The 19494-nt window shown below is 56.7% G+C and carries 20 protein-coding genes and 3 pseudogenes; 12 read left to right on the forward strand and 11 right to left on the reverse strand.

Features of this window, described 5'->3' with window-relative positions; all coding sequences use genetic code 11:
• Nucleotides 1-519: pseudogene (locus UB90_RS09525) on the forward strand (hypothetical protein); the annotation flags it as partial.
• Between the two features lie 376 nt (nt 520-895).
• Here UB90_RS09525 and UB90_RS09530 read toward each other — a convergent pair.
• Nucleotides 896-1147 (reverse strand): annotated as a pseudogene (locus UB90_RS09530) (integrase core domain-containing protein); the annotation flags it as partial.
• Nucleotides 1148-1199: 52 nt separating this feature from the next.
• Between UB90_RS09530 and UB90_RS22440 the strand changes: the two are divergent.
• Nucleotides 1200-1510: pseudogene (locus UB90_RS22440) on the forward strand (IS3 family transposase); the annotation flags it as partial.
• Nucleotides 1511-1652: 142 nt separating this feature from the next.
• On the opposite strand, the gene parE reads toward UB90_RS22440, so the two are convergent.
• Nucleotides 1653-3611, reverse strand: a complete 1959-nt coding sequence (gene parE, locus UB90_RS09535) for a DNA topoisomerase IV subunit B (protein ID WP_065326897.1) — start codon at nt 3609-3611, stop codon at nt 1653-1655.
• A gap of 373 nt (nt 3612-3984) precedes the next feature.
• On the opposite strand from parE, the gene UB90_RS09540 reads away from it, so the two are divergent.
• The 4 genes from UB90_RS09540 to UB90_RS09555 all read left to right on the forward strand — a co-directional run bounded on the left by UB90_RS09540 (nt 3985) and on the right by UB90_RS09555 (nt 7896).
• Nucleotides 3985-4593, forward strand: a complete 609-nt coding sequence (locus tag UB90_RS09540; RefSeq protein ID WP_009178326.1) for a peroxidase-related enzyme — start codon at nt 3985-3987, stop codon at nt 4591-4593.
• Nucleotides 4594-4689: 96 nt separating this feature from the next.
• Nucleotides 4690-5328 (forward strand): DUF1007 family protein, encoded by a 639-nt coding sequence (locus UB90_RS09545; protein ID WP_065326896.1) that lies wholly within the window; start codon nt 4690-4692, stop codon nt 5326-5328.
• Between the two features lie 4 nt (nt 5329-5332).
• On the forward strand, nt 5333-6316 hold the full coding sequence (locus UB90_RS09550) for a nickel/cobalt transporter (RefSeq protein WP_065326895.1): 984 nt from the start codon (nt 5333-5335) through the stop codon (nt 6314-6316).
• Nucleotides 6317-6477: 161 nt separating this feature from the next.
• Nucleotides 6478-7896 carry an MATE family efflux transporter gene (locus UB90_RS09555; RefSeq protein WP_065326894.1) on the forward strand — a complete coding sequence of 473 codons (1419 nt, stop codon included), beginning with the start codon at nt 6478-6480 and terminating at the stop codon, nt 7894-7896.
• 65 nt (nt 7897-7961) lie between these two features.
• Here the strand turns inward: UB90_RS09555 and UB90_RS09560 are convergent, their stop codons facing one another.
• On the reverse strand, nt 7962-8366 hold the full coding sequence (locus UB90_RS09560) for a hypothetical protein (RefSeq protein WP_065326893.1): 405 nt from the start codon (nt 8364-8366) through the stop codon (nt 7962-7964).
• Nucleotides 8367-8653: 287 nt separating this feature from the next.
• On the reverse strand, nt 8654-9856 hold the full coding sequence (locus UB90_RS09565; RefSeq protein WP_065326892.1) for a pyridoxal phosphate-dependent aminotransferase: 1203 nt from the start codon (nt 9854-9856) through the stop codon (nt 8654-8656).
• 84 nt (nt 9857-9940) lie between these two features.
• Here UB90_RS09565 and UB90_RS09570 point away from each other — a divergent pair, with 84 nt between their 5' ends.
• The 3 genes from UB90_RS09570 (at nt 9941) to UB90_RS09580 (ending at nt 11194) form a co-directional block, all read left to right on the forward strand.
• Nucleotides 9941-10342, forward strand: coding sequence for a helix-turn-helix domain-containing protein (locus tag UB90_RS09570; protein WP_005640082.1), 402 nt, complete (start codon nt 9941-9943; stop codon nt 10340-10342).
• Nucleotides 10339-10617, forward strand: a complete 279-nt coding sequence (locus UB90_RS09575) for a succinate dehydrogenase assembly factor 2 (RefSeq protein WP_065326891.1) — start codon at nt 10339-10341, stop codon at nt 10615-10617. The genes UB90_RS09570 and UB90_RS09575 overlap by 4 nt, the downstream gene beginning before the upstream one ends.
• Nucleotides 10618-10696: 79 nt before the next feature.
• Nucleotides 10697-11194, forward strand: coding sequence for a MarR family winged helix-turn-helix transcriptional regulator (locus UB90_RS09580; RefSeq protein ID WP_009178464.1), 498 nt, complete (start codon nt 10697-10699; stop codon nt 11192-11194).
• A 546-nt stretch (nt 11195-11740) separates the two neighbouring features.
• Here UB90_RS09580 and UB90_RS09585 read toward each other — a convergent pair.
• A complete protein-coding gene (locus tag UB90_RS09585) occupies nt 11741-12169 on the reverse strand; it encodes a VOC family protein (protein WP_005640090.1) in 429 nt (142 codons plus the stop codon).
• A 149-nt stretch (nt 12170-12318) separates the two neighbouring features.
• Here UB90_RS09585 and UB90_RS09590 point away from each other — a divergent pair, with 149 nt between their 5' ends.
• Together UB90_RS09590 and UB90_RS09595 are read left to right on the forward strand one after the other, a co-directional pair.
• Complete coding sequence (locus UB90_RS09590) at nt 12319-13152, forward strand: thymidylate synthase (protein WP_009178470.1); 834 nt, start codon at nt 12319-12321, stop codon at nt 13150-13152.
• 27 nt (nt 13153-13179) lie between these two features.
• Nucleotides 13180-13662: a dihydrofolate reductase gene (locus UB90_RS09595; RefSeq protein ID WP_065326890.1), complete on the forward strand. Its 483-nt coding sequence runs from the start codon at nt 13180-13182 to the stop codon at nt 13660-13662.
• Between the two features lie 108 nt (nt 13663-13770).
• Here the strand turns inward: UB90_RS09595 and UB90_RS09600 are convergent, their stop codons facing one another.
• Nucleotides 13771-13977, reverse strand: a complete 207-nt coding sequence (locus tag UB90_RS09600; protein WP_009178415.1) for a cold-shock protein — start codon at nt 13975-13977, stop codon at nt 13771-13773.
• Nucleotides 13978-14199: 222 nt separating this feature from the next.
• Between UB90_RS09600 and UB90_RS09605 the strand changes: the two genes are divergently transcribed.
• A complete protein-coding gene (locus UB90_RS09605; protein ID WP_065326889.1) occupies nt 14200-14517 on the forward strand; it encodes an ArsC/Spx/MgsR family protein in 318 nt (105 codons plus the stop codon).
• Nucleotides 14518-14594: 77 nt separating this feature from the next.
• Here UB90_RS09605 and UB90_RS09610 read toward each other — a convergent pair whose 3' ends face one another.
• The 5 genes from UB90_RS09610 to thrS form a co-directional block, all read right to left on the reverse strand.
• The gene (locus UB90_RS09610) at nt 14595-15158 is read right to left on the reverse strand and encodes a DoxX family membrane protein (RefSeq protein ID WP_065326888.1); all 564 of its coding nucleotides are present in this window, start codon (nt 15156-15158) and stop codon (nt 14595-14597) included.
• A gap of 8 nt (nt 15159-15166) precedes the next feature.
• Entirely contained in the window at nt 15167-15913 is a 747-nt protein-coding gene (locus UB90_RS09615) for an HvfC/BufC N-terminal domain-containing protein (protein ID WP_065326887.1), read from the reverse strand.
• Nucleotides 15913-16773 (reverse strand): MNIO family bufferin maturase, encoded by an 861-nt coding sequence (gene bufB / locus UB90_RS09620; protein WP_065326886.1) that lies wholly within the window; start codon nt 16771-16773, stop codon nt 15913-15915. Before bufB ends, UB90_RS09615 begins: the two co-directional genes overlap by 1 nt.
• 110 nt (nt 16774-16883) lie before the next feature.
• Nucleotides 16884-17189 carry a BufA1 family periplasmic bufferin-type metallophore gene (locus tag UB90_RS09625; RefSeq protein WP_005635688.1) on the reverse strand — a complete coding sequence of 102 codons (306 nt, stop codon included), beginning with the start codon at nt 17187-17189 and terminating at the stop codon, nt 16884-16886.
• Nucleotides 17190-17408: 219 nt separating this feature from the next.
• Nucleotides 17409-19355, reverse strand: a complete 1947-nt coding sequence (thrS, locus tag UB90_RS09630; RefSeq protein WP_065326885.1) for a threonine--tRNA ligase — start codon at nt 19353-19355, stop codon at nt 17409-17411.
• Nucleotides 19356-19494 lie beyond the last annotated feature (139 nt).

The raw sequence follows: 19494 nt of genomic DNA on the forward strand, positions 1-19494 counted from the left end.
GTGGTTGACACGGTTCTGGGCGAGGATGGCCTCGTGGGCGGCTTGCTCGGCGGTGAAGATGGCCTCATCGGAAACCTTCTTGGCGAGGGGAACCCGCTGGATGGCGTGACGGATGGGCTGCTGGGTGATGCAGGCGGACTTCTTGGCGGTGTGCTTGGCGAAGAGGGGCTTGTTGATAGTGTCCTTGGCGAGGACGGCCTTGTTGGCGGTGCTCTTGGTGATGATGGCCTCATCGGTGGACTGCTCGGCGAAGGAAAACCGCTGGGCGGCGTGACCGATGGGTTGCTAGGCGACTCTGACAGTCTCCTCGCAAGTATTCTCGGTGAGGACGGTGTCGTGGATGGCGTGCTTGGCGAGGATGGTCTTGTTGACGATCTAGTTGACACGGTGCTTGGTGAAAATGGCCTTGTTGGAGGTCTCCTCGGCGATGGTAACCCGCTGGCTGGTGTGACCGATGGCTTGCTTGGGGATGACTTGCTGGCTGGCCTCACCGGAAGTGATGAAGGTGGGTTGCTCTAAAGGCGTTTCCTGTCAGTTAGGACCGGATGCGTATGTGTCCGGTCCTCGATTACTGAAAACGACATCTGGAATATCAGGCAGCCTGTCCGGTTCTCACCATCAGCATTGTAGGATTTGTGTGAGTGCTCGCTGCTCAAGCTTGCGGCGTCTAGGCACAATGAAGGGAGAAGGAACATTGGGAGTTCTATTCGTAGGAATGATTTCTGGTGTGATCGCGGTTTTGCTGGGCGGCTATTGGGGCGCGTCCCTGCTACAGTGTATTGTGCTCTACAGTAGCGTCGGTAGCGGTAGCGTAATTTTGGTGTCCGTCGTCAGGGATTTTGGGACAGATGGCGGCGTGACCTAAGAGAGGGTCTGGCTCATCTGGTTGCTTTGATTATGCGGCGGATTTGCGGTGAGGCAAGCGCCGGGTTTCGATTGTCTTCTGTTTGATCCTTTTTCGTCGTTTCAGAATGGTCTTGCCACGACCGAAGTAGACATCAGCCGGGGTGAGGTTTTGTAGGCTCTCGTGATAGCGCCGGTGGTTGTAATGGTCGACAAAGGCATCAATCTGTTGCTTGAGGTCACCGGGCAGGCAGTAGTTTTCCAGCAAGATGCGGTTCTTCAAGGCCTGATGCCATCGCTCCACTGCCCGGCAGTGCATTGCGCAGCAATGTCACGAGAGGGATCTTGCCCTGAGTTTCGACCTGTGTTCTCTGTACCTGCAAAATGTCCAAGGGCACGGCTGGAAACAGAAATGCGACCGTAAGCTGGAGCTGAACCTCAGGATTAAGCCGCGCAAGCGTTTGAAACGGGAAAAGCCGGATGAATGAGCCGTGCCGTCATCGCTACAATCGATCCCCCGGATTAGGTCTGGTCCATCGACTTCATGGCTGGCAGGCTTGGGCATGAACGGCAATTCCGCCTCCTGAACGTTCTGAACGACTTCAACCGCGAAGGACTGGGTATTGAAATCGACTTCTCACTTCCTGTGGAGCGAGTTGTTCGAGCCCGACGGTGATAATCTCCGACATGACCGCTCTCCTATGTGGATCGTTGCAGACCCACCTTGACACATTGATGCCATGGGAGGGGCGGTTACATCATCAAAGCCCCTTCGCTAGAAAAGGTCTATGATTGGCGTTTAATGTACCTCAAACATCCAGCTCTTCGACGAACTTCGCGTTCTCCTGAATGTACTGGAAGCGCAGTTCGGGTTTCTTGCCCATCAGACGCTCGACCAGATCGCCGGTCTCGCCGGGTTCGTCCTCGTCGATGGTGACCCGGATCAATTTTCGGGTTTTGGGGTCCATGGTGGTCTCTTTCAAGTCCTTGGCGTCCATCTCACCAAGACCCTTGAAACGGCTCACGTCGATCTTGCCTTTGCCGCCCAGACCCTTCTCCAGCCACATGTCGCGCTCGGCTTCGTCGAGGCAATAAACACGCTTAGCGCCTTGGGTCAGGCGGAACAGGGGCGGGCAGGCCAGATAGAGGTGGCCGCCGTCAATAAGCGGGCGCATCTGGGTAAAGAAAAAGGTCATCAGCAACGAGGCGATATGGGCGCCGTCGACATCCGCATCGGTCATGATGATGATCTTGTCATAGCGCAGATCGTCGAGGTTGAACTTGGTGCCGAGTCCCACGCCCAGTGCCTCGCAGAGATCGCGGATTTCGGCGTTTGACGTGAGCTTGCCTGAAGCTGCACCAAGCACGTTCAGGATCTTACCCTTGAGGGGCAAGAGCGCCTGATATTCACGGTGGCGCGCCCCTTTGCCGGACCCGCCCGCCGAGTCGCCCTCGACAATGAACAATTCAGTGCCGGCGCGATCCTTGGAGGTACAATCGGTGAGCTTTCCGGGCAGGCGCAGCTTCTTGGTGGCTGATTTGCGCTGGGTCTCTTTTTCCTGTTTGCGGCGCAGGCGTTCCTCGGCGCGCAGGATCAGAAAATCGAGGATGGCGCCGGCGGATTTGGTATCGGCGGCAAGCCAGTTGTCGAAGTGGTCACGCACGGAGTTTTCGACCATTTTGGCCGCGCCCTCGGTGGAGAGGCGATCCTTGGTCTGGCCGACGAATGCGGGATCAGCAATAAAGCACGACACCAGTGCGCAGCCTCCCGCCATCAGGTCGTCGCGGGTGATCTGGGCGGCCTTCTTGTTGCCGACCAATTCGCCGTAAGCCTTGATCCCCTTGAGGATTGCGGCCCAAAAACCGGCGACATGGGTGCCGCCCTCGGGTGTGGGGACGGTGTTACAGTAGCTCTGGGTGAAACCATCGCGCGAGGGCGTCCAGTTGATCGCCCATTCCACATAACCCGGCTCGCCAAATTTTTCGCGGAATTCGACTTTGCCCGCAAAAGGTGCATCGGCATAGACAGAGGATTTTCCCAATACTTCAGTCAGGTAGTCGCGCAGACCGCCGGGAAAATGGAAGGTGGCCTCTTGTGGCGTTTCCCCATCCGTGATGGCAGATTTCCAGCGGATTTCGACGCCCGAGAACAGATAAGCCTTGGAACGCACCAGTTTGAACAAGCGCGCGGGTTTGAAACGGTGAGAGCCAAAGATCTCCTCATCCGCATGAAAAGTCACGGTGGTGCCGCGCCGGTTGGGGGCCGCACCGATCTTTTCCACACCGCCCAAGGGTTTGCCGCGTGAAAATCGCTGCTCAAACAACTCCTTGTTTTTGGCAACCTGAACCACCAGCGAGTCCGACAGTGCATTCACAACGGAAGACCCCACACCATGCAGACCGCCCGAGGTCTGATAGGCCTTGCCGGAGAATTTACCGCCTGCGTGCAGCGTACAGAGGATCACCTCCAGCGCGGATTTGTCGGGAAACTTTGGGTGCGGGTCGATCGGGATGCCACGCCCGTTGTCGCGTACGGTGAGCGAGTAATCCTCGTGCAGTTCGACCTCAATCCGGTTGGCATGACCTGCGACGGCCTCGTCCATCGAGTTATCGAGGATTTCGGCAACCATATGATGCAGCGCGCGCTCGTCGGTGCCGCCGATATACATACCGGGGCGTTGACGCACAGGTTCGAGGCCCTCGAGGACTTCGATGGAGGAGGCGTCATAGGTGTCAGACGAGGACGGGCTCAGGAGATCGTCGGCCATGTGCGGGTCGCTGCTCTTATCGTTGGGTTTGATTGTCGTTCATTATGACGCATGTGGTCCGGCGGGGGAAGAGGCCAGCGTGCCCTTGTGGATAAGGGAGAGAAGGGCATTTGTGACCGCTGACGATAGGATCACGGTCGCAGGCTTTGAACAGGGGGCTGTCTCATAAGATCCATCTCTCCTTCAGGTACGGGTAGCCGTGGCGGATGATTCAAAGAGAATGTGAGGTTGATGGCCAAGGTTGGCGGCAAACCGGTGTATACGTGGCGATATTGGCCTTGTGCTCACAAAAACTCTACAATTTGGAAGGCCCTTAACAATTGAAATACCTCGTGATCGTAATAGCATAATTGCAGTATGCATGGGGGACACGATGGCTTGGATCGAGACTGTTGCGTTTAACGAGGCAACTGGAAAATTACGCAAGCTTTATGATCGCGTGAGCGGCCCGGATGGAAATGTCGACAATATCATGATGGCACATTCCTTGCGGCCTCATTCGATGGAAGGGCATATGGCGCTCTATAAAAACGTCTTGCACCACAGCGGGAATGCGCTGCCCAAATGGGTGCTGGAAATGATCGGCGTTTGGGTGTCTTCACTGAACGGGTGCGAATACTGCGTTGAACATCATTACCAAGGTCTGAGACGATTGATGCAGGACGATACACGCGCAGAGGCGATCCGGGCGGCTATTGAGGCGCAGGACATGAAGACCTTGCCCGTAAGAGCAAGCGAAAGAGCGGCGATGAATTATGCGCGCAAGCTCACAGAACAACCCGCCGATATGGACGAGGCAGATCTGCGACCGCTCCGTGACGCTGGATTGGGCGATGGCGAAATTCTCGAGATCAATCAGGTTGTGGCCTATTTTGCCTATGCCAATCGCACGGTGCTGGGCCTTGGTTGCTCCACTAAGGGGGATGTTCTGGGGCTTAGTCCCGGCAATGGTGATGACCCGCAAGATTGGGGGCATCAATAGGGAAAACCAAGATCCAGATGGCGGAAATTGGCACAGCTTTGGAACACGGCGTTTTGTTCTCTTGAGCGGCGGCAGAGCCTTGGCTAGGGTCCGGATATGCTGAAGCCTGTCGCCACTTTACTTGCACTTATCGCCCCACTGCCGGTGTTGGCGCATCCGCATATTTTTGTTGATAGCGGCCTGAAGCTTGAGGTGGACGCTGAAGGCATAGTGCAAGCCGCCGAGGTGACGTGGGTCTACGACGATTTCTACACGCTTCTGGTCTTTGAAGATATGATGCTCGACAGTGATCTGGATGGTGAGTTGACCCCGGCAGAGCTTGAGCGGCTCAAAGGGTTTGATTTGAACTGGGTCGAGGGGTTCGAGGGCGATCTTTACCTAAGCCAACAGGATCTTAACCTCCATCTGGGTGCGCCGGAGCATTTGAGCACTGAAGTGCGTGACGGGGTCATCATCACCCGTCATCGGCGGTTGGTCATCGAAGAGACACCGGTGAAGGCTGAAGGCGTGACCGCACGGATGTATGATCCGACATATTATACCGCATATGATCTGAGCCAAGGGGTCGAAGTCACCGGACCATGTTCGGCGTCGATCACGCCGCCCAATCTCGATCAGGCCTATACGCTTGTCGAAGAGCTGCTCTATGCGATGCCAACGCAACAGGCCGAGGATGCTTTCCCTGAGGTCGGCTCGGCTTTTGCTGCAGTGGTTTCACTGGATTGCGAGAGCTGAAAAAATGACACGCCACCTGCCGGGAATTATCGCAGCGATCACGCTGATTGCCGTTGCTGTGCTGGCGATTTGGCTCTGGGGATTGGGCGGTGCGGATCAGGTTTTGCGCGCGGCTGCTGAGGCGCAGCGGGAGGCTCAGAACGCGATGGCGCGGGGCCTGCGGGCGCTCAAAGGTGGCCAACCCGGGGCATGGTGGGGCCTGATGGGCGTGTGTTTCGCCTATGGTTTCTTTCATGCTGCAGGTCCGGGCCACGGCAAGCTCGTGATCGGTGGGTATGGTCTGGGGCGTGCGGTGACACTATGGCGTTTGTCGGCGCTTGCAGTGGCGTCGTCACTGGCGCAGGCCGCAACTGCGGTACTGCTGGTTTTGGCTGGTGTGTGGATGTTTGACTGGGGGCGCGAACGGCTGACTGCGACAGCTGAAAACCTCTTGGCGCCGGTCTCATACGGGTTGATGGCGCTATTGGGACTGTATCTGCTGTTACGGGGGTTGCGGCGCGGCTGGCGGCTCTGGGATGCGCGGCGGCACAGCCATGACCACCATGGCGATCATGGGCATCACGATCATCATCACACTCATGCGGAACACCACCATGATCATGGTCCGGGTGAGGTCTGCTCCAGCTGCGGTCATCGCCATGGTCCGACGCTGAGCGAGGCCGAGAACCTCAGATCATGGCGCGAGGCGGCGGCGATCATCTTCAGTATCGCGGCACGTCCCTGTACGGGTGCCGTCTTTTTTTTGCTTTTGACGTGGCGGCTCGACGTGCTTGTGGCTGGTGTGGCAGGCGCTTTTGCCATGGGGCTCGGCACCGCCAGTGTGACTCTCTGTGTGGCGCTTCTGGCGGCGGGAGTTCGGGGCGGACTATTGGCGCGTATGATGTCAGGAGATGGCACCGGAGGCGCGCGCATTGCTGCAGCCCTGGAGGTCTGTGCCGGTGGCTTGGTCTTGGCGCTTTGTTTGCAGCTCCTATTGCGGAGCATCTGACCTGTTCTAAACGGACAGAACCGCTGAGCAGCCGCTATAGGCGGGCTCTCGCCGGTTTTCAGACTGCCTGATCTTTGTGCAATTGTATCGGTACGAAAAGCTGTCTTGTCGATACAGGGCACGCGTCCTAATGGCTGTGTCTCATGAAGGAGGCCGATACAATGGCAAGTACACAACCTGCAGATCAGATGAGCTACGGCGGGCATGTTCGCGCGCTGTCGATCCTTGGCCTGCCGCTGATTGGTGGCCATTTGGCGCAGTTTGCCATTGGTTTGACCGACACCGTCATGCTGGGTTGGTATGGTGTGAATGAGTTGGCGGCGGTGACGCTGGCGCAGTCGTTTTTCTTTGTATGGTTTATCCTTGGTTCTGGTTTCGCCTTTGCTGTGATGCCGATGGTCGCCTCTGCCGTGGCGACGGATGATCATCGCCGTATTCGCCGCTCCACCCGTATGGGGCTGTGGTTGTCAGTGGTCTATGGCGTGCTGTCGATGCCCTTGATGTGGTATTCGGAAGCGATCCTTCTGGCGGCAGGACAAGAAGCACAGGTTGCTGCGGATGCTGGTACCTATCTGCGGATCGCGGGGTGGGGGATTTTTCCAGCACTATTGGTGATGGTGCTGAAATCCTATCTGGCGGGACTGGAACGCACGCAGGTGGTGCTTTGGATCACGGTGATGGCTGCGGTGGTCAATGCAATCGTGAACTACGTGCTGATCTTTGGTCATCTCGGCTTGCCGGAGATGGGCCTGCAAGGTGCAGCACTTGCTTCATTGGCGACACAATCCGTTTCGGTTGTTGCTGTGGTGGCCTACGCCCTGTGGCGGTTGCCGGAACATGACCTGCTGCGCAATCTGCAGCGCCCTGACTGGGAGATGATGCGTGAGATTGTGCGCCATGGTCTCCCCATCGGTTTGACAACTCTGTGCGAAGTCAGCTTGTTCTCCGCTTCTGCCCTGATGATGGGGTGGCTCGGCACCGTGCCACTGGCCGCGCATGGCATCGCGGTCTCAGTCGCTGGTCTTACATTCATGGCACATCTTGGGCTCTCCAATGCGGCGACCATTCGTGTGGGCAATGCGTTGGGCCGTGGGGATAAAGCGCATATGGTACGCGGAGCAATTGTTGTAACGGTGGCCTCTCTAGTGATCGCGGTGGCAACAGCGCTGGTGTTCTTTCTTGCGCCGGAACCTCTGATCCTGCTGTTCCTTGATCCCGATGATCCACAAAAACCTGAGATCCTCGCAATTGGTGTGTCTCTCTTGGCCATGGCTGGGCTGTTTCAGCTGATGGATGGCATGCAGGCGATTGCGCTGGGGCTGTTGCGCGGGTTGCTGGATACAGGCGTGCCAATGGTGATGGCAGCACTCAGCTACTGGGCGGTAGGGGTTCCGACCTCCTACATCCTCGGATTCCGCACGGAAATGGGTGGGGTCGGTGTCTGGATCGGGCTGATCCTCGGCCTCAGCACGGCGGGTGTTCTGCTATTGCTGCGTTTTTGGCTCCACGCATTACGGCGCGTTCAAACCCCTCCACCGGGGAATGTACCGCCGAGCGATGCAATGGCTGGCTCCGCCTAACGCGTGCTAGGCCGCTCAGCGTATTACGTCCGTCTTTCATAAAAGGCCGATCGTGTGCGGCAGGGTTATCGATCCTGTTCCAGACGATCGGCTTTTTTGCGCACCAGCACATTGCGCAGATCATGCATCGCGAGAAGCAGCGTGTCGGTCACCGCTTCAAGTTGATCGTCGCTGGCCCGTGATTGCGCCCACTGAGTGGTCAGGTTGAGGTGGTCCACCGTGCGCAGAATGTCATCAACCTCCCGATGAAGCAGCAGTTCTGTGCGTTCAATGACCCATGCCTCAATCGCGGCTTCATCTTCAACGCTCAGGACAGTGTCGCCGTGGGGCTTTATCTCGCCCTTCCTGAGATTCACCACCGCGATTTGATCCATTTCAATACGACGATTGCGGTTCTCGGTGTCGAGACGGAACACGATTGCGCCGTTCTCGCGTATGCGAAAATAGTAGTCGGGTAAGGCAGTTGTCATGAAAACCCTGAAAGAGATTGGACAGTCGGTTCAGCGTATCAGGCCCGAGCTCTAGGGCAAAGGGGGCTAAGAATCGAAAAGAGGAATGGTTTTTGAGCGCCTCTTGTTCGGGCGAGCTCCCGCCCATGCATGTCCCTTACCTAAGGGTAAGCGACATTGGCCCGGTTGGGCCGGGCGGGGGCCGCGCCGCGATGCGCGAAGCGCAGCGCAAAACCTCATATGGTTCAAAATTTGAGGAATAGCCCGCGCAACCGAGCGCTGCCACGCAGCACTCGGTCTGCGCAAAATCAGTTCAGTGCAGCACAGAACCGTTGAATGCGGCTGCAGGCTTCTTTGAGCGCCTCGTCAGAGGTTGCGTAGCTTACGCGGAAATTTGGTGACAGGCCAAAAGCTGCGCCAAAGACCACCGCGACATCCGCCTCTTCCAAGAGGGCGCTTGCAAAATCCTCGTCGGTATTGATGACCACGCCCTTTGGGGTCGTCTTGCCGATAAGGCCAGCAATGGAAGGATAGACGTAAAACGCCCCCTCCGGCACTGGGCAGGTGAGCCCTTCGATCTCAGACAACATCGACACCACAAGATTGCGGCGGCGTACAAATATCTCGTTGTTGCTTTCAAGGAAATCCTGCGGACCCGTCAATGCTTCCAGCGCAGCATATTGGCTGACGGAACAGGGATTTGACGTGGATTGCGACTGCACCTTACGCATGGCTGCAATCAACGCCTCTGGTCCTGCAGCATAGCCAATCCGCCAGCCCGTCATTGCGTAGGCCTTAGAGACACCGTTGCAAGTGAGCGTCCGATCAAAAAGGCCGGGTTCCACTTGCGCCGGGGTGCAGAACTCAAAGTCGTCATACGCAAGATGCTCATACATATCGTCGGTCATCACCCAGACATGCGGATGGCGCATCAGCACATCCGTCAGCGCCTTCAGTTCGGTACGAGAATAGCCGGCACCGGTTGGATTGGACGGAGAATTAAAGATGAACCACTTGGTCTTATCAGTGATTGCAGCGTCGAGCTGATCTGGCGTCAGCTTGAAATTGGTCTCAAGGCTGGCCTCGACCGCGACGGGCGTGCCCCCGGCGAGAAGAACCATATCGGGATAGCTCACCCAATAAGGCGCGGGGATGATGACCTCATCCCCCGGATTTAGCGTCGCCATCAATGCATTATAGAGCGTCTGCTTACCACCCGAGTTCACGGTGACCTGCTCGGGGCGATACTCGAGACCATTGTCACGCTTGAACTTCTCGCAGATGGCTTGCTTTAATTCCGGGATACCGTCGACGGCTGTGTACTTGGTTTTCCCCTCTGCGATGGCCCGCGCTGCTGCGTCTTTGATCGATTGTGGTGTGTCAAAATCGGGTTCACCCGCGCCAAGGCCGATCACATCACACCCCGCCGCCTTCAATTCGCGCGCTTTGTTGGTGACGGCAATGGTCGGAGAAGGCTTCACGCGGGAAAGTGTCGCAGAGAGAATGGACATGTCGGACCTCGGTTTGAATGTCATCTTCAAAACTCTTAGGGTGGCGCCAAACGGCAATCAAGTCGTCCACTTAGGAGAGACCGCATGACCGACATTATGAATGACTGGTATGGCCCCGATGCTGCGACTTTTGGCGATCGCGTTGCTGCCGCACGCGAAAGTGCAGGAATGACCCAAGGGCAGCTGGCTCGCCGCATGGGTGTGAAGAAAACCACCCTGATCGGTTGGGAGCAGGATCTGTCTGAACCACGCGCCAATAAGCTCTCGATGCTGTCTGGCCTGTTGAATGTGTCGATGAGCTGGCTTTTGACTGGTGAGGGCGATGATCTTTCGGCACCGAGCGAGGATACGCTTGGGGAAGATATGGCTGCAATTGCACGAGAATTGCGTAGCTTGCGCGAAGACTTGCGCCAACAGGCTGAACGTGCCGGACGTCTTGAAAAGACGTTGCGGCGTCTCGTCGCCACGCAGGAGTCTGCAGAATGATCGAGGCGCAGGCTGATCTGGAAGAGAGCCGTGAAATCCGCATCAAACGCTTGACGATGCGCTCCATGAGACGCGGCATTAAAGAGATGGATATCTTGCTGTCTGGTTTTGCCGCTGCGAATCTGGCTGAAATGACCGACGCGCAATTGGGTGAGTACGATCACCTTTTGCGGGAAAACGATCAGGATCTTTACCAATGGGTAACGGGTCAGGCACCGGCACCGGAACGGTTTAACGCTCTCATTGATAAAATCTCTAGAACATACCAAAAATAAAAGAGAAATCCGGTTTAACGCATTTTCAGGAAATTCCAGTCACATTTGTCATGAAGCAATTTCGATTCGGAGATGCTGAATGAGTATGGAACGACCAATCAGCCAGCTAGACCGCAAAGGGTTCATGACTGGTTATCTTGATGCACTTGCACTGGTGGAGCGTCTGCACCGCTTGTTGTTGGATGTAATCAAGGACGAGTTTGAACGCGTGGGTGTCCTTGACATCAACGCGGTGCAGGCTCTGTTGCTGTTTAACATCGGCGACAATGAAGTGACTGCGGGGGAACTCAAAACCCGTGGCTACTATCAGGGTAGCAACGTCAGCTATAACCTGAAGAAACTGGTGGAGATGGGCTATATGCACCATCAACGCTGCGAAATCGACCGCCGGTCGGTTCGCGTTCGTCTGACCCCCCGTGGTCGTGAAATTCGCGACATCGTTGCGTCGCTGTTTTCGCGTCATGCTGAGGGTCTGGAAAACAAAGGTGTAATCAGCGCCGAAGGGATCGAGGATATCACCGGTTCCCTCAAGCGTATGGAGCGGTACTGGTCTGACCAGATTCGCTACATCTATTAAAAACCGTTTTTCGGGCCGCAAGGTTCGTGGAACACATAAGACAGCTTTACGTCTGCTCCTTTTGCCAGTCTCGGCTCTACCGAAAACAGCCAATTGGATTAAATCAGAAGGTAAATCTGTCAACCTGGTCAAGCCAAACGCCGTAATACGGTTCAAATGGTAAGATGAGGGCGGTTGCAGAAGCAACCGAGGTACTGCCGAAGCCGGAGAATTCGGCAATCTGTCAGTTGAGAATGTAATACGTTGCTACCCATTGTTTCGGGTATGCTGCGACGGTGACCCCATGGGACACCCGACCAGTGCAGGAATGGTGCTGCAATACTGTTACTGAAGTTGCGCTCTCTTTTCTCGCGAGCGTAATTTGAACCGGGCGGTCCGTGATATTTGTCGCGGACAAATCAGGTCTTTCAGCGAAAGCTGTCAATCAGCCCGGACTGGCATGAGCCAGATCCGGGCTGTTTTTACATCGGTTTAGAAAAGAACTCAGCGATCTCGTGCCGTACCTCGAAAGTGCGATCAGCCGAATATCTCAATAGGCGGCGCACCTCACCAGTGACCGGTGTTTTCCATACTCGCCCATGGCTCGGCAGCGGCAAGCGCCTCTCCTGCCTGCAGCAACTCGATTGAGATATTGTCAGGGGAGCGGACAAAAGCCATACGCCCATCGCGCGGCGGGCGGTTGATGGTGACGCCATTGTCCATCAGGTGCTGGCACATCTCATAGATATTATCGACCTCATAGGCGAGATGGCCAAAGTGACGGCTGTCTGAGGGCAGTTCATCATCGCCATCCCAGTTCCACGTCAATTCAATAGGAGCTTCTTCCTGACCTGGAGGTGCCATGAAGATCAGCGAAAAACGTCCGCCTTCACTGTCGTGGCGGCGAATTTCCTTCAAACCCAGAAGTTCATAAAAAGCCATGGATTTTTCGAGATCTTTTACTCGGACCATGGTGTGCAGATACTTGAGCGGCATAGGACGTCCTTTTTTCCAGCAGCCAAAATAATACGGTGTCGTGGGTCAACCTAAGTTCTGAGGCTGGAATGTCGAGGGTGGCGGGGTAAATTGCTTGGAACTGTCCAGTTCGCACGGTATCACCGGAGGGCAAAGAGGAGGCCCGCGCCATGCAGCAATATCACGACGCCTTGCAGCATATCCTTGACCACGGGGTCGAGACGACGGACCGCACCGGTACGGGCACCCTGTCGTGTTTCGGCATGCAACAGCGGTATGATCTTGCCGATGGCTTCCCGCTGGTCACCACAAAAAAGCTGCACCTGCGCTCTATCATTCACGAGCTTCTGTGGTTTTTGTCCGGCGATACCAACATCAAATACCTGAAAGACAATGGTGTTTCGATCTGGGACGAGTGGGCGGATGAAAATGGCGACCTTGGGCCGGTTTATGGTTACCAGTGGCGCAAGTTTCCGCGACTTGAACTGGCAGAGGGCACTTTGGGAGATGAGCCGCTATATCGTGCAGGCACGGTGGATCAGATCAGCGATCTGGTGAAAATGATCCGCAATAGCCCCGACAGCCGCCGCCTGATTGTGACCGCATGGAACCCGGCCGATGTTCCCGATATGGCGCTGCCGCCCTGTCATAGCCTCTGGCAGGTACGCGTATTGGGCGGAAAAATGCATCTGCAGCTTTATCAACGCTCCGCGGACATGTTCCTTGGTGTGCCGTTCAACATCGCGTCTTATGCGCTGCTTTTGCAAATGCTTGCGCATGTAACCGGCTATGAGATTGGGACATTTGTGCACACCATGGGGGATGCGCATATTTACTCAAACCACATGGAACAAGTGAAGCTGCAACTGTCCCGTACCCCGAAACAGCTGCCACAAATTCGCATCGCGCGGAATGTGACATCACTCTTTGATTTCAAATACGAGGATTTTGAAGTCATCGGCTATGATCCTGATCCCACCATCAAAGCGCCCGTCGCGGTTTGATCGCTCCAGATACATGCAGGCACTTTTATGATCACACTTATCGTCGCTCGGGCTCGAAACGGGGCCATCGGCAAGGACAACGATATCCCGTGGCACGCGCCCGAAGATATGAAAGCCTTTCAGCGCGAAACGCTGGGCGGGGCTATTATTATGGGGCGCAACACTTGGGACAGCTTACCCGTAAAGCCCCTGAAAAACCGGCTGAATATTGTTGTGTCCTCAAACCCGGATGCGGCTGAAACCGTAGTGAAAACGATCGAGGACGCCGTTGCCTTAGCGCGGTGCGAGGGCTATGCGCGTATCTATGGGATTGGTGGGGCAGGGATCTATAAAGGCATGCTGGAAATCGCGGATCGGTTAATGATAACTGAAGTCGCGCTTGATATTTCTGATGCAGATGCCTTCTTTCCGTCATTTGACGAAAGCCAATGGCGTATCGGTGCGCGTCTGCCATTGAGAACGGAAACGCCAGCCTGCGTCCTGACGGAGTACCTGCGCAAGCCGAACTGACCCACGGCATGAAATCTGCGCGCCGGATTTGAGATTGTGGAATATAAAAACTGCGCCCAAGCCACAGAAGCGTGGGTCGGACGCAGAGATCTTTATGGGGGAGGGGCCTTAAAGCGGGCGAATATCGCCGGCCATTTGTCGGCCATCTCGGCCTTCGCTCAGCTCATATCCCACTTTTTGGTTGTCAGCCAGGCCGGTCAGGCCAGAGCGTTCGACGGCGGAAATATGGACAAACACGTCCTTGCCGCCCTCATCGGGTTCAATAAAACCATAGCCCTTGGTGGTGTTGAACCATTTCACGGTGCCAGTTGGCATGTCCCGTGTCTCCTTCTCACTTGCACTTCACTTTGAGCATGCTCAAAGTACCTTTCAATCTCCCGTCCCGAGGCGAACAAACGACGCCCAAGCCCAGGTGATCCAAGCCCTTGGTTAACGCAGGCCCGTTTTAGTGTGGCACGGGGTTTTGAAAAATCAAAGGAAATCGGTGGGACTCTACCGTAAATTGTGTGAAACTTTCATGCGCAAGGGAAAGCTGAAGTGAAGCTCTATGGTCTGAAAACATGCGACACATGTCGCAAGGCATTGAAATCGTTGCCTGCGGCTGATTTTGTGGATGTCCGCAAAGATGGAGTTCCGGCAGATGTGATGGAGCAAGCGTATGCTCAATTTCCAGACACATTGCTTAACACCCGCTCGACCACGTGGCGTGGCTTGAGCGACGAAGAGCGTGCAAGACCCCCACTGGAGCTGGTGGCAGAGCATCCGAGTCTGATGAAACGCCCGCTGATTGAAGCTGAGGGGCGGCTCTTTCTTGGTTGGAACGCTGAGGTAAAATCAGCGCTCGGCGTGGCCTGAGAAGCCCTACTTTAGATAGAAAGACGGCGCGTTTGGTCGGTTCAGACGCGCCGTTTCTAAGGAGAAGGGATGCTACCTCAGGCCTGGGTTGCGGCGTGGCGGTGACGCAAGAGGGCATCAACCGATAGCGCGCCTGCACCTTTTACGACCAGAAACACCAGCACAAAGACCCACAACAGCCGTTGATCCATTATGACGCTGTCAGAAAAGCGATCAAACCATGCACCCAGTGTTTTGGTGTCCGTTGCGCCGTGCCCGTAAACATCGGTGAGAGACTGCACCACCACAAAACCGATCATGCCAAGAGCGGCGAGACGCGTAGCAAGCCCGATCACGATCAGCAGCGGCAGCAAGAATTCTGCGTAAGTGCCAGCCATCACCACCAACCAATGAAAGACACCGAACTGCGACACGTCGTAGCCAGCGGCTTCGAGTTGTTTCGGGAAAATCTGGCTGTAGGCTCCGATTGAAGGGGAGAACAGGCCGAAGATCCCGTCTCCCAGCTTGGTCAGGCCGGAGTTCCAGTAATAAAGCAGCAAAACAGCTGCAAAGGTGAAACGGGCAAACAGCGGCATCAGCCAATTGCCCGCGCGCTCAATCAGGTTGAACGCGGCGTTATGCAGTGAAATCAACGCGGTCATGGGAAGTCCTATTGCGAGAGGTCGGTGAGGGCCAAGCCCTCGATCAGGAGCGCCAAGGGGGCGCTGAGGTCGAAATCAGGAAATTCATTTGTAGCGGCATCGGTTGCATCTCCGAGTGTCTCGCCTGCCTGAAGCGCGGCAATCCAGACCGCACTGCCTTTGGGAAGCAGTTGCGGAATGGGGTCAAAATCGGGTCGGGTGATCAATAGGTCTTCGGCGCCTGCCTGCGGCTTCGGCGCGTTTGGCTCGGTGTTATAGCGCCAGATGGAGAAAATCGGCCAATCCGAGCGCATCAGGCCCATCGCGGGTGCAAAGTGCAGACGGCAACGCATCAAATCTTGTGGAGCCATCGCGCTAAGGCGCGCAGGGTCCAACGGTGTGGCGTCACCCGCATGGTAGCTGCAGCGTAGGGCAAGTTCCAATCGCGCCACATCGCCCAGATAACCCAGGTGAGAGAGCTGTTCGAGGTTTTCCAAAAATTCGGGAAAGCCCGCGCCGTAATGCATCATCAACGGTGAGGACGGAGGATGGGCGCGCAGATACATTGCGGCCAGACCGTCCATGTTCTGTTGTCCCAGAAGCTTCGCGATGACAGGAAACCCCTGATGCAAAGCCTCGGTAAGGGAGACGGCGACATTGTTGCGATAGACGCTAAAACGACGCCCCGCGGGCCGCGCGACGCCATCCAGCAGCCCCTCAGGGACGGGCAGGCGCGCATCCAGAATGGCGCGGGTGAATTGCTCTTCGCGTGACATCAGGCCGCCACTTTGACTGCGTGCAGGGCACTCGCGGCGCGGGCGGCCTCGGCTTCCAGCACTGGCCAATCAGGCACATCGGTGTCCCATTCCACCAGTGTTGGTTTGGGCCCCGAGCGCACCAGCGTATAGGCCAGCAGCGACCAGACCGGATCTACCACTTCTGCGCCGTGGCTGTCGATCAGCAGCGGGCGGCCATGGTCGTCTTCGTCTTCGTCATGCCCGCCCAAGTGAATTTCACCAACCAGATCAATCGGATAGGCGTCAATATATTCCTGTGGCCGATACCCAAGATTGGTGGCCGAGACAAAGACGTTGTTCACATCCAAGAGCAACCCGCAGCCGGTGCGCTTTGCAATCTCATTCAGGAATGCTGGTTCTGCCCAAGTACTCTCAGCAAAGGCGAGGTAGCTTGATGGGTTCTCCAGCAGCATCTGCCGTCCCAACAGGTCTTGTACCTGATTGATGTGATCACAGACGCGCGTGAGCGTGCTATCCGTGTAAGGCAACGGCAGCAGGTCGTTGTAGAAATGAGTATCATGGGTGGACCATGCCAGATGCTCGGAAAAGCTCGCAGGTTTCAACCAGTCGACAAGGTGTTTCAGCCGGGCGAGGTGATCGGGGTCAAGGGGACCTTCGCCACCGATCGACAGACCCACACCATGCACCGAAATTGGAAAGCGCTCGGACAGGTGGCGCAACTGCGCCAAGGGACGACCGCCGTCGCCCATGTAGTTTTCCGCATGAATTTCCAGCCACTCGACCGTGCCCGCATTTTCCATGATTGACTGAAAATGCTGAGGTTTATAACCGACACCTGCGGCGTTCGGCAGGTGAGAATGCTCTGAACGTGCGGGCATGGCGCACCTCTTTTCGATGAAGCGAAGGGAGAGAGACAGTCGTGTCAATCAACACGGAGCAGGTCGCGAGGGCGCGATTGTGCGCCCCCACGGAAAAGTATCGCAGTGGATTATGCGGGCAGGTCGCGCTCCAGCGGCTCCAGAGAGCCGTTGCGCGCCGTGCCGTCTGCCATTGCAGGCAGATCCATATCGGCGCAGGTGCCTGCATCAACGAGGGTCCATGCGTTGCCTTGATAATCAACGGTCGAAGTACCTGCGCAGGTCGTGCCGGGACCGGCGGCGCAGTCATTGTCGCCTGCAAGAGAGACGCCGTAGCATTTTTCTTTGGCCTGTGCGGATGCATGCGGAGCAGTAACTGCGGTCAGCGCTGCGGCAACAGCGCCAGCAACAGCAAGGGTTTTCTTAGTGGTCGACATACGCGTGTCCTCCTGAAGTGATATGCGTCGTCTTTAGTGACAAGAACACACTAACCGGGGATTGATGCGTAAACAAACTCACGAGCACGTGGCTCACGCCTGCGTCAGTCGATGTTAGAGAACGGCCACAGTTGAACCGTATATTCCCTTGGTTTTAGGCTGGTTGTAACAAAACGGCCCCCGATTGGGGGCCGTTCATTGCAGGAATATCGAGAATTGTTACAGAAGATCCGGCGGCGTCGCGGCCTTTGCGAGCTCTTCTGTAACATTTGTGAGGCTTTCAACCTTGGTTTGCTTTTCGCCAAGGCGGCGCACCGATACCGTGCGCTCCTCGACCTCGCGGTGGCCAACGGCGAGAATGACCGGCACCTTGCCCACGGAGTGTTCGCGAACCTTGTAGTTGATCTTCTCATTGCGGATGTCGGCCTCAGCCCGCACGCCTGCGGCGCGCAGGGTTGCGACCACCTCGTTCACATAGTCATCGGCCTCCGACGTAATCGACGCGACAACAACCTGACGCGGTGCGAGCCAGAACGGCAGTTTGCCTGCGTGTTCCTCGATCAAGATGCCGATGAAACGTTCGAAGGAGCCCAATGTGGCGCGGTGCAGCATGAAGGGGTGGTGCTTGCTGCCGTCCTGACCGATGAAATTCGCATCCAGGCGTTCCGGCAGGTTGGGATCCACCTGCAGGGTGCCGCATTGCCAGTTGCGGCCGATGGCGTCGGTCAGGGTGAATTCCAGCTTCGGACCATAAAAGGCGCCTTCGCCTTCCAGCAGCTCATACTCGTAGCCGGCGGCCTTGCAGGCATCCCCCAGCGCCTTTTCGACCAGATCCCAGCTCTCGTCGCTGCCGATGCGCTTTTCGGGGCGGGTCGACAGTTTGATGGTCCAGTCGTGAAAGCCGAGATCGGCATAGACCTTGGACAGGAAGGCGATGAATTTTGCGGTCTCGGATTCGATCTGATCCTCGGCGCAGAAGATATGGCCATCGTCCTGGGTAAAGCCGCGCACCCGCATGATGCCGTGCAGCGCGCCCGAGGGTTCATAGCGCGCGCAGGAGCCGAACTCGGCCATGCGCAGGGGCAGGTCGCGGTAGGATTTCAGACCCTGGTTAAAGACCTGAACGTGGCAGGGGCAGTTCATCGGCTTTAGCGCGTTCACCGCCTTTTCACGGGCGTGGTCCTCGTCGACCTCAACGATGAACATGTTTTCCTGGTATTTGTCCCAGTGGCCTGAAGCCTCCCAGAGTTTGCGGTCGACCACCTGCGGCGTGTTGACCTCGACATAGCCGTCGCGGTCCTGCATCCGGCGCATGTAGTCCTGCAAGGTGGTGTAGATTTTCCAGCCATTAGGGTGCCAGAAGATCTGACCGGGGGCCTCTTCCTGCATGTGAAACAGGTTCATCTCGCGGCCCAGCTTGCGGTGGTCGCGCTTGGCGGCCTCTTCCAGCATGGTCAGATGCGCCTTGAGCTTTTCCTTGCCGGTGAAGGCGACGCCGTAGATGCGTTGCAGCATGGCGCGATCACTGTCGCCGCGCCAATAGGCACCCGCAATGGACATCAGCTTAAAAGCATCGCCGGGCACCTGGCCGGTGTGCTGCAGGTGCGGGCCGCGACAGAGGTCCTGCCAGTCGCCGTGCCAGTACATGCGCAAAGGCTCGTCGCCGGGAATGGCGTCGATCAGCTCGACCTTATAGGGCTCGTTGTTGTCGGTGTAATATTGCACCGCACGTGCGCGGTCCCAGACCTCTGTGGTCACCGGCTCGCGCTTGTTGATGATCTCTTTCATCTTCTTTTCGATGGTGCCGAGATCTTCGGGCGTGAACGGCTCGGCGCGGTCGAAATCGTAGTACCAGCCATTTTCAATGACCGGACCGATGGTGACCTTGGTGTCGGGCCAGATCTCCTGCACCGCGCGCGCCATGATGTGGGCGAGGTCGTGACGGATCAGCTCATTGGCCTGCGCCTCGTCCTTCATGGTGTGGATGGCGATGGCGGCATCCTTGGTCACGGGCCATTGCAGGTCCCAGTGCTGACCGTCCACGGTTGCGGAGATCGCTTTTTTGGCAAGCGAGGTGGAGATGTCGGCCGCGACCTCTGCAAGCGTGATGCCGGCGTCGTAGGATCGTGCGTTGCCATCGGGGAATGTGAGGGAAATCTGGGCCATATGCTGGCTCTCCTCGTCGGTTTGGCGCCCACTGAACGCCCGGTTGCGGGTTATATGCGTGTTTGCTGTTTGGCCGAGGGGGCGGGCAAGGTCAAGGTGTCGGTTGGAAAATTGCTGACAGTGTGGGCGAGGGGCGCTG

Source organism: Tritonibacter mobilis (genome assembly GCF_001681715.1).
Taxonomy (GTDB): domain Bacteria; phylum Pseudomonadota; class Alphaproteobacteria; order Rhodobacterales; family Rhodobacteraceae; genus Epibacterium; species Epibacterium mobile.